Below are 12,392 nucleotides of genomic sequence, written 5' to 3' on the forward strand. Positions count from 1 at the left end.
CGACCTCCGAATGCGACGAGGGGTCGTGTGCGCCCAGAAGTGCTCGGCACTCACGACCCCCTGCTCCGGCAGGTAGCGCTCAGCGGGGACCGCGTCTCACGGGGTCAGGTCGAAGACCTCCAGCTCGGCTTTGGCGGCACCGCCGTCCGCGAACAGGCGCACCCGGTCGCTGCCCGGGTCCGGGAACACCAGGTCGGTCAGCACCGCCCGGCCACCGGCGGCGAAGACCTCCACTCCGGAGCGGTCCGCGATGATGCGCAGCGGCAGGGCGTCCCCGGGCATCGCCAGCGGCGTGGCGTGCCGGGCGGGGAAGGCCGAACCGACGTGCGCGGAGCCGGACTCGGTGCGGTCGACGAACAGCTCCTGCTCGGCGACGTCGTAGCCGACCCGGGTGCGATGGCCGTCGCCGGCGAAGACCTCGACGCCGAACGCCGCGGCCGCACTCGGCCGGAAGACCGCGACGACGTCCAGCGCGGTCCCGGAGAACTCCGGGCTCCGCCCGCCGCCGATCACCCCGTTCCAGGCGCGTCGGTTCGACCGCGCCGAGGTGAGCTCGTCGACCGGTTCCTGCACCAGCCGCACCCCGTCGCCGGTGTCGGTGAGACCGAGCTGGCGCGGCGTGGTCATCGAACCCCGCCACGGGTCGGTGGGGACCGCCTCCGCGTAGTCCCAGTTGCTCATCCAGCCCAGCCACAGGCGGCGGCCGTCCGGCACGTCCGAGAACGACTGGGGCGCGTAGAAGTCCGCGCCCCGGTCAACCCAGCGGACCTCCTCCGGTGCGCCGTCGCTGGTGAAGGTGGTGCCGTCGAAGTCGCCGAGGAAGTACTGCGTCGCCGATCCCCCGGCGGGCCCGCCCGGGTTGATGCTCACGATCAGCACCCACCTGGTGCGCTCGGGATCACCGTCCACCGGGAGCTCGAACAGGTCCGGGCACTCCCACACCCCGCCGTGCGCACCGTGCTCGACGCCGAACTCGCTGAGCAGTTCCCAGTCGCGCAGGTTCGGCGAACCGCAGATGTGGATGCGGTCGCCGACGGCCAGCAGCAGCACCCAGCGACCGGTCGGTGCGTGCCAGAACACCTTGGGGTCGCGGAAGTCCTCTTCGCCGGGGTTCGGGATCACCGGGTTGCCCGAGTACTTGGTCCAGGTGCGCCCGCGGTCACCGCTGAAGGCGATGCTCTGCTGCTGGGTGTCGCCCGCGCTGGTGTAGATCGCCACCAAACCCGGCTGCCCGCCGAAGAAGCCGCTCGTGTCGTGGTGGTCGACCACAGCGCTGCCGGAGTAGATCGCACCGAGTTCGTCGGGTTCCAGGGCCACCGGGAGCTCCTGCCAGCGCACCAGGTCGGTGCTCACCGCGTGGCCCCAGGACATGTTGCCCCACTGATCGCCGTAGGGGTTGTGCTGGAAGAAGAGGTGGTACTCGCCGTCGAAGTGCACCAAGCCGTTGGGGTCGTTGATCCAGTTGCGGGAGGGGGCGAATCGAACGCTCGGACGCCATTGCGGCGTCTCCGCCGCCGAAGCGGCGGGACCGGTGAGGGCGTGCAGGGCGCCTAGGCCGAGCACCGCGCTGGACGCGGCGAGGAAACGGCGGCGCGGCAGGACCAACGGGTGGTGGCGGTCGTCGGGTGTGTTCACTGGCGCTCCTCTGCTCCGTTGCGTGGACCGTCGTGGGCTGCCAGGAAGCAGCCGCCAGCCGTCCCGCGGCGAGGCGGGACGGCTGGAGAACGTGGGCGAGAACCGGCTGGATCAGGCGGGGGCTTTGTCCAGGTCTTGTTCCAGGAGGGCGGCGAGTTCGTCCAGGGCCGCCTCGTCGGGGCCGGAGAGCTCGACCTCCTCGCCGTGCCGGGCGCCCAGCGACATCAGGCCCAGGACGCTGGCCGCGTCGACCGGCGCACCGGCCTCGCCGTCGACGACCTTGGCGACGGTGACCGGCTGGGCTTGCGCGGCGGCGGCCTGGGCGAGCAGCGCGGCCGGGCGGGCGTGCAGGCCGACCGAAGCGGCGATGCGGACTCGTCGTTGCATCTCGTCATTCCTCTCGAAAAGGTCAGGCCGCGACCGCGGTCTTCTCCGGTGCGGCGGTTTCGGTGCGACCGATCTGCTTGGCGAACAGGACGGCGAGCGCGGCGACCACGACCCCGGCCGCGATCGCGCCCAGGTACGGCAGCGCGTTGCCGACCAGCGGCAGCACGAAGATGCCGCCGTGCGGCGCCCGGAGGGTCGCGCCGAAGGCCATCGACAGCGCCCCGGTGGTGGCCGATCCGACCACGATGGACGGGATCACCCGCAGCGGATCGCCCGCGGCGAACGGGATCGCGCCCTCGGTGATGAACGACGCGCCCAGCAGCCAGGCGGTGCGCCCGCTGGCGCGCTCGGCCGGGGTGAACAGCTTGCCGCGCACCGCCGATGCCAGCGCCAGGGCCAGCGGCGGCACCATCCCGGCGGCCATCACCGCGGCCATGATCTCCAGCGACGCGGTGGTGGCGATGCTCAGTCCGCCGACGGCGAAGGTGTAGGCGACCTTGTTGATCGGCCCGCCCATGTCGAAGGCGATCATCGCGCCGAGCAGCGCGCCCAGCAGCGCCGCGTTGGCCCCGGACAGCCCGGTCAGCCACCCGGTCAGCGCGGTCATGACCAGCGCGATCGGCTTGCCGATGACCACGAACATCAGCAATCCGACGATCAGCGTGCCCAGCAGCGGCAGCACCACCACCGGCATGATCCCGGCGATGCCGCGCGGCACCCTGATCTTCTTGAGCGCGACGAGCACCGCACCGGCCAGCAGACCGGCGATCAGCCCGCCGAGGAAGCCCGCGCCGACGGTCACCGCCACCGCGCCGCCGACGAAGCCGGGGGCGATCGCGGGCCGGTCGGCGATGGCGAAGGCGATGAACCCGGCCAGCACCGGCACCAGGAACTCGAAGGCGGTGGAACCGACCTGGTTGAACAGCGCCGCCCAGCTGACCAGGCTCGCCGCGTCGAAGTGCTCGGTGACCGGCGGCGCCTCGGTGATCTGGTAGCCGCCGAGCGCGAAGCTCAGCGCGATCAGCAGACCGCCCGCGGCCACGAACGGGATCATGTAGCTGACACCGGTCATCAACCACTGCCGCAGCCGGGTGCCGAAACCGGTCCCGGCGACGACCTTGCTGGCCAGTTCCGGTTCCGCCGCGGCGGGTTCCGGCGTCGCGGCCGGTTGCTGCGCGGCGGCGTCGGCGGCGCGCAGCAGGAGGCCGGCGGCGTCGTTGATCGCCTGCTTGACCGGCGCCTCCACCACCGGCTTGCCCGCGAAGCGGTCCCGGTCGCGCACGCCCACGTCGGCGGCCAGGATCACCGCGTCGGCCGCTTCGATGTCCGCAGTGGACAGTGGTGTGGAACCCGCCGAACCCTGGGTCTCCACCAGCATTTCGTGCCCGGCGTCCTTGGCCGCCTGTTCCAGGGCCTCGGCCGCCATGTAGGTGTGCGCGATGCCCGTCGGGCACGCGGTGACGGCGACGTACTTCACGGCGAGACCTCCCCGCGCACGTACTCGGCCAGCTGCGCGGCGTCGGTGGCGTCGCGCAGATTCTGCTTGAACTCCGCGCGCACCAGCCGGCGGGCCAGCGCGGCGAGCACCGTCATGTGGTCGGCGCCGCCGCCTTCCGGCGCGGCGATCAGGAAGATGAGGTCGGCCGGGCCGTCCTCGGCGCCGAAGTCGACCCCGGTCGCGCTGCGGCCGAAGGCCAGCGTCGGCGCGGTCACCGCCGCGGAGCGGCAGTGCGGGATGCCGATGCCGCCTTCCAGCCCGGTCGGCATCTGCTGCTCGCGAGCCTCGATGTCGGCCAGGAACCGCTCGACGTCGGTGACCCGCCCGGCGGCGGCCAGCCGCTCGGCGAGGCTGCGCACCACGGCCCGCCGGTCGGTGCCGGCCAGGTCCAGGTCGACGAGTTCGGGGGTGATCAGTTCGGTAGTCATGCCGCCACTCCGCTGAGGCTCACTGATTCGTCCACTGCGTCCACCCGCACCCGCTGCGGGTGGACGTCGTCCGGTGCGGGCATCCGGCTGCCGGCCAGGCCGACCGCCGCCCCGCCGTAGGCCACCGCGACGCGCAAGGCGTCGGGGCCGCTGCCGCCCGCCCGCAGGAAGCCGGCGAGCGTCGCGTCACCTGCACCGACGGTGCTGAGCACCGCCGTCACCTCGCTGGTGGCGTGCCAGGTGCCGGACTCCGCGACCAGCACCGCGCCGAGCTGCCCGAGGCTCACCAGCACGGCACCCACGCCACCGGCGCGCAGCCGGCCCGCGACGTCCAGCACGTCGCCGAGGTCGCGCAGCGGGCTCCCGGCCAGCTCCGCGAGTTCGGCGAGGTTCGGTTTGACCAGGTCCGGCCCCGCCTCGCAGGCCAGCGCCAGCGGCTGCCCGGAGCTGTCCACGGCGACCTTCGCCCCGGCGCGGCGGGCCGCGGCCGTGATGCGGGCGTGCAGGTCCTCCGGGCACCCGGCGGGCAGACTTCCGCAGGTCACCAGCCACTCGGCCCGTCCGGCGAGGTCGGCGGCGGTCCGCTCCAGCGCCGCGACCTCGGCGGCGGCGAGCTCCGGACCGGGTTCGTTGAACTTGCTCGTGGTGCCGTCGGCTTCGACCACCGCGATGTTGCTGCGCGTCGGTGCCTGCACGGGCACCTCCACCACCGGCACCGATTCCGGCGCGAGCAGCTCGGCCAGGCGCGCGCCGTCGGCGCCGCCGGAGGGCAGCACGGCCAGCGTCGGCACCTCGGCCGCGGCCAGCGCGCGGGAGACGTTGACGCCCTTGCCCCCGGGATCCAGCCGGGTGCGGACGGTGCGGTGCACCGCGCCGCGCGCCAGGCGGTCCACCTGCACGGTGCGGTCCAGGCTGGGGTTGGGGGTCACGGTCACGATCACGCCAGCACCACTTCCGCTTCGACCTGTTCGAGCTCGTCGAGCGCCGCCTCGTCGAGGCCGTCGTCGGTGACCAGCACGTCGATCTCGGCGAGCTCGGCGAACCGGCTGAACTGGTCGTCGCCGTACTTGCTGTGATCGGCCAGCACGACGCGCTTGCGGCTGGCCGCCACCATCGCCGCCTTGACCGCGGACTCGGCCGGATCAGGGGTGGTGCAGCCGCGCATCGCGGAGAACCCGTTGGTGCCGAAGAAACCGATGTCCACGGTGAGCCCGCGCAGCACGTCCAGCGCCCAGGATTCCACCGTCGCCAGCGTGGTGCCGCGGATCCGGCCGCCAAGGATGTGCACGTTGTAGTTGTTGCGGGTGGCCAGCTGGGTGGCCACCGTCAGCGAGTTGGTCACCACCGTCAACTCGCGGTCGGCGGGCAGCAGCCCGGCCAGCCTGGAGGTCGTGGTGCCCGCGTCCAGCAGCACCGTGCCCCGGCTGGGCACCAGGTCCAGCGCGGCGCGCGCGATGCGCTCCTTCTCCGCGGCGTTGGTCTGGTCGCGCAGCGAGACGCCGGGTTCGAAGTCCAGCCGCTCGACCGGGATGGCACCGCCGTAGACGCGCCGGACCAGGCCCTGCCGCTCGAGCGCGGCGAGGTCGCGGCGGATGGTCTCGGGTGCCACCTCGAACTCGGCCGCCGCGGCGGTGACGTCGATGCGCCCGTCGCGACGTGCCCGCTGCGCGAGCAGCTGTTGGCGCTCCGCCCCGTACATGCCCGTTGTCCTCCGGTTAATGTTTGGTGTTGCCTGATTGTGCCCTGTGTTGCCATATTGTCAAGCCTCTGGGAACGCCGGGGAAACGTTCGGCCACGACGAGGAGCGCGCATGACCACCAGCACCCTGCCCGCGAAGACGCACCACGGCGTCGGCGTCAGCCCTGGTCGGGCGGCCGGCCCGGTCGTGCGGGTTCATGACCGGTTGCCCGATCCGATGCCCGGTCCGGCACCGGCCGACCCGGCGGCCGATGCCGCACGCATCCGCCCCGCAGCGGAAGCCGTGGCGCAACGCCTGCTCGCGCGCGCCGCCGCGGCCGACGGCGCAGCGCGGGAAGTGCTGGAGATGACCGCGACGATGGCCACCGACCCGTCGCTGCTCGGCAAGGCCGAGCAAGCGGTCACCGAGCGGGGCCTGCCCGCGCCGCGCGCGGTCTTCGAGGCCGCGGGCGAGTTCGCCGAACTGCTGGCCGCGACCGGCGGCTACCTGGCCGAGCGGGCGCGCGACGTGCTCGACGTGCGGGATCGCCTGATCGCCGAGCTGACCGGCACCGAACCGCCCGGTGTCCCGGAGCTGTCCGGCCCGAGCGTGCTGATCGCGCGCGATCTGGCCCCGGCCGACACCGCCGACCTGGATCCGCGGCTGGTGCTGGCGCTGGTGACCGAGGAGGGCGGCCCCACCAGCCACACCGCGATCCTGGCGCGGTCGCTGGGAATTCCGGCGGTGGTGGCCGCGCGCGGCGCGCTGGCGGTGGAGTGCGCAGGCGCCCGGGTCGACGGCGCGGCGGGTACCGTCGAGCTGTTCGAGCAGGCCGTGGAACCGCAGGCGGCGACTCGCAGCCGGGCGCGGTGGAACGGCGTCGGGACCACTTCGGACGGACATCGGGTCAAGCTGCTGGCCAACATCGGCTCGGCCGCCGACGCGCGAGCCGGCATCGCCGCCGACGCGGAGGGATCGGGCCTGTTCCGCACGGAGTTCTGCTTCCTGGACGCCGCGACCGAACCGGACGTCGAGGCGCAGCGCAGCGCCTACGCCGCCGTGCTGGAACCCTTCGCGGGCAAGCCGGTCGTGGTGCGCACGCTCGACGCCGGCGCCGACAAACCGCTGCCGTTCCTGGCGATCGGCGAGGAACCCAACCCGGCGCTGGGCGTCCGCGGGCTCCGGGTCGCCTTCGACCGGCCCGACCTGCTCGACCGCCAGCTCACCGCGATCGCCGCTGCCGCAGCCGAGACCGGCGCGGAGGTGTCGGTCATGGCACCGATGATCGCGACCGCCGCGGAGGCCGCGTGGTTCGCCGAACGCGCCCGCGCCGCGGGCATCGAGCGCGTCGGAGTCATGGTGGAGACCCCGGCGGCGGCGTTGACGGCGGACGCGCTGCTCGACGCCGTCGACTTCGTCAGCGTCGGCACCAACGACCTCGCGCAGTACACCTTCGCGGCCGATCGCATGCTCGGCGCGCTCGCCGCGCTCAACGACCCGTGGCAACCAGCGCTGCTGCGCCTGATCGCGCACCTGGCCCGAGCAGGCCTGGAGCGGGGCAAACCGGTCGGAGTCTGCGGCGAAGCAGCGGCCGATCCCCGACTGGCCGGAGTCCTGACCGGCCTGGGCGTCACCAGCCTGTCCATGAATCCCGCAGCCCTGCCCGCGGTCGGTGCCGCGCTGGCCGAGCGCACGCTGGCGGACTGGCAGCAGGCAGCGCAAAGCGCTCTGGCCGCAACGGACCCCGCCGGAGCCCGCCGCGCCGCCGGGCAGGACTGACGCTCGCGAGCGGCGGTGGCCCTCACCCACCGCCGCTCACCGAATCTCGACAATCGTGGCTCTCGTGACGTGTCCGCGGGTACGGCGCCTGGCGATCGGCGGTGATGGCCCTGGCGAAGCGCCCCTCGTCCTGGGCGGCCAGCGATTCTCCGCAATGCGGGAGGTCGGGCGGTGGCCACCGCATACGATCTGCTCGTGGAGATCGCTCGCTTGGTGCTGGACTACCTCAACACGCTGATCTGGCCGGTGGCGCTGCTCGTGCTCGTCATCGCCGGGCGTTCCCAGATCTCCGGGCTGGCCGCGAAGCTGACCGGCATCGAGGCCGGCACCGGCGGGATCAGCGCGACCTTCGAGCAGGCGGCCGAACAAGCCGAGTCCCTCCGCCCGGGCGAAGGTGCCGCTGCGGTCCCGGTGGACCGGCTCGTCCGAGTCGCCCCGGAGACCTACCGCGATGCCCGTGAGCTCGGCGACCACCTGGCGGCCGGAACCCCGGTCCTGCTGGATCTGCAGGACCTTCCGGAGGCCGACGCCAAGCGGTTCGTCGACTTCAGCGCGGGTGCGGTGCTCATCAGCCGCGGCTTCATCCAGCGCATGGACGCCCGCCAGTTCCTCCTCGTGCCCGGGGCACCGGCACCCCGACCGGTGGCTGACCCGGCGCAGAACTGATCAACCGCGGTCCTGATCCTGCCGCTCGACGCGGTGCAGTTGCTCGCCGAATGCCAGGACCGTCTCAGCCGGGCGCACCAAAGCGACAACGAAGAGCATCCAGTCCCGGCGCGCAGCCTGCTCGGTCTCGCCGGTGAAAGCCTCGCCGCGGTCGGACGACCGGCGACGGCGCCACAGGCACAGCCCGGGAAAGCCCGTCGCGAGCAGCACGGCCACTGACGGCAACAGGATCACGAGCAGCGACGACACCGCTCACCTCACCCACGCGCCGCGCTCGACCGCAGTGCGGGCGCATTGGGCGCTGAACCCGGCGGGTCGAACCCGCTGCTCCAGGAGCAAACGAGGCACGGTGGATCTGCCCGCGGCGCACCGCGTGCGGGGATCACCACGGTGTGCGGCGAGGCTGACGGAGGCGGGGCTCGGCGGTGTCGGTGGCATGCCAAGGACAAAACCCATCGCACCCACTGACCACGCCACAACCCGAATTTCGCGAACCGCTTGACAGGAAGACGAATACCCTCTCCGGCCATTAATCGACAAACCCAGAACAGCATTCCGGAAATTTGTCAAATTTCCCCTTCTCGCAATTCTTGGTGTACCTTTGCGGCCGCCGCGAGCGCAGTTCTGCCGGCGGCCGATCTGTATTTGTCCACCAGGCGAGATGCAGGAGCGGTTCATGACCTTCTTGGTGACCGGTGCGACCGGGAGCGTCGGCAGGCACGTCGTGGCGCGGCTGCGCGACGCGGGCGCGCAAGTGCGCGCTGTGACGCGGAATCCCGGCACAGCCGACTTCCCCGCGGACGTCGAAGTCGTCGCCGGCGACCTCGACCGGCCCGAAACGCTCGAACCCGCGCTGGCCGGGATCGAGCGCGCGTACCTGTTCCCGCACGACGACGCGACGGCATTCGCGGAATTGGCGAAGAAGGCCGGCGTGCGCCGGATCGTCGTGCTGTCCTCGGCGTCGGCCGGAATCGAGTACAAGCGCGAGCACAATTCCCACAGCCACGCGTGGCACCTCGCGGTGGAACGCGCCGTGGAGGATTCCGGAATCGCGTGCACCGCCATCCGGCCCGGTTCCTTCGCGTCGAACTCGCTGCTCTGGGCCGACGCCATCCGCTCGGGATCCGCGGTGCGCTCTCCCTACGCGTCGGCGGCGCAGGCACCCGTCCACGAAGCCGACATCGCCGCGGTGGCCGCCACCGCGCTGCTCGAAGACGGCCACACCGGGGCGAAGTACACGCTCAGCGGGCCCGCGTCGATCACCCTGGCCGAGCAGGTGCGCACCATCGGCGAGGCGCTCGGCCGGGAGACCTCCTTCGAGGAGCTGACCCCGGAGCAGGGACGGGCCGAGCTGCTGCGGAACCTGCCCGAGGACATCGTCGACATGCTCCTCGGCTACTGGGCCGAAGCCGTCGACCAGCCGGAACCCGTGCTGCCGACCGTCGAGCAGGTCACCGGCCGCCCGGCGCGCACCTTCGCGCAGTGGGCGGCCGACCACGCGGCCGACTTCCGCTGAACGGGGGGCCGAGGATGACCGAACGGATGGTCGCGTCCGGGACCGCGCGGCTGTGGAGCGAGGACCACGGCGATCCCGGCGACCCGCCGGTCCTGCTGATCTCGGGCGACTGCCAGTCCGCGCTGTTCTGGCCCGACGAGGTGGTGGCGGCGCTGGTCGGCGGCGGGTTCCGCGTGATCCGCTACGACCACCGGGACACCGGGCGCTCGACCCACCGGGACTTCGCCGCGAACCCCTACACCTTCGACGACCTCACCGCGGACGCCATCGCGGTGCTGGACGCATGGGACGTTGGCGCGGCGCACGTCGTCGCCTTCTCGATGGGCGCGGGCCTGGCGCAACTGCTCGCGGTCGACCACCCGCACCGGATGCTGAGCCAGACGCTGATCTGCACCCACGCGCTGGGGATCGACTTCGCGGACAACGCGGCGCGGGCGCTGGCCGGTGAACCGTCCCTGGACGGCCTGCCGCTGCCGGAATCGCGCGTGTTCGAAGCGCTGGAACTGCACGCCGAGCCCGCGGCCGACCGGTCGGCCGAGCTCGACCGGCGCGTCGCGGGCTGGCGCATCATGGCAGGTGACGCATTCGACCCGGCCGAGTTCCGGCGCCGGGAGGAACGGGTGATCGACCACGCCGGCACCCTGCACCAGAGCATCGCGCACGGGTACGTGACCGAGGGGATCGCCACGCGCGGGGCAGATCTGGCCCGCATCACCGCTCCGACGCTCCTGGTCCAGGCGCCGCTGGACCCGATCAGCCCGCCACCGCACGGACGCCACCTCGCCGAGTCGATCCCCGGCGCGGCGCTGGTCGAGATCCCGGGCATGGGGCACGCGCTGACGGGCGCGGCGCTCGACGCCCTGCTCCCGGCGGTCCTCGCCCACCTCCGCCGGTGACACCGGGCCGTGAGCGCGAGAGCCGGTTCCGCGCTCACGGCCCCCGAGCCGGATGTCGCCGGGTCGTGACAAGCTGTGGCGGTGACTGGTCCTCTGATGCTCGTCGACTCGGCCGGGTTGTGGTTCCGCTCGTTCTACGCCCTGCCGGACTCGCTGACCGCGCCGGACGGGACGCCGGTGAACTCCGTGCGCGGCTTCTGCGACATGCTCGCCAAGCTGATCACCGATCGACGCCCCGCCCGGCTGGTCGCCTGCCTGGACAACGACTGGCGCCCGCAGTTCCGGGTCGACGCGCTGCCGTCCTACAAGGCGCACCGCGTGGCCGAGGAGGACCCGGACGCCGAAGAGGTCCCGGACGCGCTCTCCCCGCAGGTCCCGGTGATCCTCGACGTGCTCGACGCGGCGGGCGTGGCCACCGCGGAGGCCGAGGGCTACGAGGCCGACGACGTCATCGGCGCGCTGGCCTGGCGCGAGGACCGGGACCCGGTGGAGGTCGTCACCGGCGACCGCGACCTGTTCCAGCTGGTGCGCACCGATCCCACCCCGGTGCGGGTGATCTACATCGGCGCCGGGCTGGCCAAGGCGCAGAACTACGGGACCGCCGAGCTCGCCGAGAAGTACGCGCTCTCCCCGGAGCGGGCGGGCGACGACTACGCCGACATGGCCGTTCTGCGCGGCGACCCGTCGGACGGCCTGCCCGGCGTGGCGGGCATCGGCGAGAAGACCGCCGCGAAGCTGATCACCCAGTTCGGCTCCCTCGAAGCCCTGCTGGCGGCGGCCGACAGCGGCGCTCCCGGGCTGACGCCCCGGGTCCGCGGCAAGCTCGCCGAAGCCTCGGACTACCTCGCCGCGGCGCCGTCGGTGGTCCGCGTGGCGCACGACGCGCCGGTGGTCATCGACCGCCCCGACGCGATGCCGAAGTCCGAAGTGGACGTCGACCGGCTGCGCGAGCTGCAGAGCACCTGGGGGCTCGGCGCCAGCATCGACCGGCTCATCACCGCACTGGAGCTCTGAGTCCGCCGCAGGAGGCGAGATGCCCGAGGAGCAGGTGCTGCGCTCGGTCGAGCGGACGCTGGCCGTGCTGCGGGCGTTCTCGCCGGAGCATCCGGAGATGACGCTCACCGAGGTCGCCCAGGCCAGCGGCCTCGACCGGGCCGGAGCCCGGCGGATCCTGCTGTCGCTGGTCCACCTCGGCTACGTGCGGCACGACGAGCGGCGCTTCGCGCTGACGCCGCAGGTGCTGGAGTTCGGCCACGCGTACCTGTCGAGCCGGTCGCTGCCGCAGATAGCCGAACCGCACCTGCGGCGGCTCACCGGGGAACTGCGGGAGATGACCGCGCTCGCCGTGCTGGACGGCGACGAGATCCGCTACGTGGCGCAGGTCCCGAGCCCGAAGCTGCTGTCCGTCACGATCCCGGTCGGCACCCGCTTCCCGGCGCACGCCACCTCGATGGGCAAGGTGCTGCTGGCGGGCATGTCACCGGAGCTGCTGGAGGCGCGGCTGCGGTCCGCGGACCTGAAGCAGCTCACCCCGCACACCGTCACCACCCGCGAACGACTGCTCGCCGACCTCGCCGCGATCCGCGAGCAGGGCTTCGCGATCTCCGACAGCGAGCTGGAGGAAGGCCTGCGGGGCGTCGCGGCGCCGGTCCGCGACTCGGACGGCAAGGTGATCGCCGCGGTCAACGTCTCGCTGGACGCGCACCGCGCACCGGAGGGGGCGGTGCGGCGGGAGATCGTGCCGCTGCTGGTGACCACCGCGTCCCGGATCGAGGCCGACCTGCGGCTGAAACAGCCGGCGGGCCATCAGAGGTAGCGCGGCGCCTGGACCGGAATTCCGCGTTGCGGCCCGGCGCCGCTGCGCGCCGTTGTGGAATTGAACGCCCCTCCTCGATTCGAAGCCGTCGGC

At 72.8% G+C, this 12,392-nt stretch carries 13 protein-coding genes; 6 read left to right on the forward strand and 7 right to left on the reverse strand.

The window, feature by feature from the left end; genetic code table 11:
• Positions 1-96 precede the first annotated feature (96 nt).
• The 6 genes from C4T78_RS01020 to C4T78_RS01045 all read right to left on the reverse strand — a co-directional run bounded on the left by C4T78_RS01020 (position 97) and on the right by C4T78_RS01045 (position 5,647).
• Positions 97-1,635, reverse strand: a complete 1,539-nt coding sequence (locus C4T78_RS01020; protein ID WP_093346142.1) for a glycoside hydrolase family 32 protein — start codon at positions 1,633-1,635, stop codon at positions 97-99.
• Between the two features lie 111 nt (positions 1,636-1,746).
• Positions 1,747-2,022 carry an HPr family phosphocarrier protein gene (locus C4T78_RS01025; protein ID WP_093155617.1) on the reverse strand — a complete coding sequence of 92 codons (276 nt, stop codon included), beginning with the start codon at positions 2,020-2,022 and terminating at the stop codon, positions 1,747-1,749.
• Between the two features lie 22 nt (positions 2,023-2,044).
• On the reverse strand, positions 2,045-3,499 hold the full coding sequence (locus tag C4T78_RS01030) for a PTS fructose transporter subunit IIC (protein WP_093346140.1): 1,455 nt from the start codon (positions 3,497-3,499) through the stop codon (positions 2,045-2,047).
• A complete protein-coding gene (locus tag C4T78_RS01035; protein WP_093346137.1) occupies positions 3,496-3,948 on the reverse strand; it encodes a PTS sugar transporter subunit IIA in 453 nt (150 codons plus the stop codon). Before C4T78_RS01035 ends, C4T78_RS01030 begins: the two co-directional genes overlap by 4 nt.
• A complete protein-coding gene (pfkB, locus tag C4T78_RS01040) occupies positions 3,945-4,889 on the reverse strand; it encodes a 1-phosphofructokinase (protein ID WP_093346134.1) in 945 nt (314 codons plus the stop codon). Before pfkB ends, C4T78_RS01035 begins: the two co-directional genes overlap by 4 nt.
• The gene (locus tag C4T78_RS01045) at positions 4,886-5,647 is read right to left on the reverse strand and encodes a DeoR/GlpR family DNA-binding transcription regulator (RefSeq protein WP_093346131.1); all 762 of its coding nucleotides are present in this window, start codon (positions 5,645-5,647) and stop codon (positions 4,886-4,888) included. Before C4T78_RS01045 ends, pfkB begins: the two co-directional genes overlap by 4 nt.
• A 111-nt stretch (positions 5,648-5,758) precedes the next feature.
• Between C4T78_RS01045 and C4T78_RS01050 the strand changes: the two genes are divergently transcribed.
• Positions 5,759-7,405: a putative PEP-binding protein gene (locus tag C4T78_RS01050; protein ID WP_093346129.1), complete on the forward strand. Its 1,647-nt coding sequence runs from the start codon at positions 5,759-5,761 to the stop codon at positions 7,403-7,405.
• Between the two features lie 171 nt (positions 7,406-7,576).
• Complete coding sequence (gene sepF / locus C4T78_RS01055; protein WP_177247379.1) at positions 7,577-8,071, forward strand: cell division protein SepF; 495 nt, start codon at positions 7,577-7,579, stop codon at positions 8,069-8,071.
• Here sepF and C4T78_RS01060 read toward each other — a convergent pair whose 3' ends face one another.
• Positions 8,072-8,320, reverse strand: a complete 249-nt coding sequence (locus C4T78_RS01060) for a hypothetical protein (RefSeq protein ID WP_093346122.1) — start codon at positions 8,318-8,320, stop codon at positions 8,072-8,074.
• Between the two features lie 427 nt (positions 8,321-8,747).
• Here C4T78_RS01060 and C4T78_RS01065 point away from each other — a divergent pair, with 427 nt between their 5' ends.
• From C4T78_RS01065 to C4T78_RS01080, 4 genes are all read left to right on the forward strand, one after another.
• Entirely contained in the window at positions 8,748-9,587 is an 840-nt protein-coding gene (locus C4T78_RS01065) for an NAD(P)H-binding protein (RefSeq protein ID WP_093346119.1), read from the forward strand.
• A gap of 14 nt (positions 9,588-9,601) precedes the next feature.
• Complete coding sequence (locus C4T78_RS01070) at positions 9,602-10,483, forward strand: alpha/beta fold hydrolase (RefSeq protein ID WP_093346116.1); 882 nt, start codon at positions 9,602-9,604, stop codon at positions 10,481-10,483.
• 96 nt (positions 10,484-10,579) lie between these two features.
• The gene (locus tag C4T78_RS01075; RefSeq protein WP_093346114.1) at positions 10,580-11,497 is read left to right on the forward strand and encodes a 5'-3' exonuclease; all 918 of its coding nucleotides are present in this window, start codon (positions 10,580-10,582) and stop codon (positions 11,495-11,497) included.
• Positions 11,498-11,516: 19 nt separating this feature from the next.
• A complete protein-coding gene (locus C4T78_RS01080; RefSeq protein WP_093346111.1) occupies positions 11,517-12,299 on the forward strand; it encodes an IclR family transcriptional regulator domain-containing protein in 783 nt (260 codons plus the stop codon).
• The last annotated feature ends 93 nt before the right edge of the window (positions 12,300-12,392 follow it).

It is taken from the genome of Saccharopolyspora kobensis (assembly GCF_900108315.1).
GTDB classification, from domain to species: domain Bacteria; phylum Actinomycetota; class Actinomycetes; order Mycobacteriales; family Pseudonocardiaceae; genus Saccharopolyspora; species Saccharopolyspora kobensis.

Coding starts and splice junctions, on each gene's coding strand:
- C4T78_RS01025 (WP_093155617.1), bottom strand. CDS start 2,022: ATGCAACGACGAGTCCGCATCGCCGCTTCGGTCGGCCTGCACGCCCGC.
- C4T78_RS01035 (WP_093346137.1), bottom strand. CDS start 3,948: ATGACTACCGAACTGATCACCCCCGAACTCGTCGACCTGGACCTGGCC.
- C4T78_RS01070 (WP_093346116.1), top strand. CDS start 9,602: ATGACCGAACGGATGGTCGCGTCCGGGACCGCGCGGCTGTGGAGCGAG.
- C4T78_RS01080 (WP_093346111.1), top strand. CDS start 11,517: ATGCCCGAGGAGCAGGTGCTGCGCTCGGTCGAGCGGACGCTGGCCGTG.
- C4T78_RS01065 (WP_093346119.1), top strand. CDS start 8,748: ATGACCTTCTTGGTGACCGGTGCGACCGGGAGCGTCGGCAGGCACGTC.
- C4T78_RS01075 (WP_093346114.1), top strand. CDS start 10,580: ATGCTCGTCGACTCGGCCGGGTTGTGGTTCCGCTCGTTCTACGCCCTG.
- C4T78_RS01050 (WP_093346129.1), top strand. CDS start 5,759: ATGACCACCAGCACCCTGCCCGCGAAGACGCACCACGGCGTCGGCGTC.
- C4T78_RS01045 (WP_093346131.1), bottom strand. CDS start 5,647: ATGTACGGGGCGGAGCGCCAACAGCTGCTCGCGCAGCGGGCACGTCGC.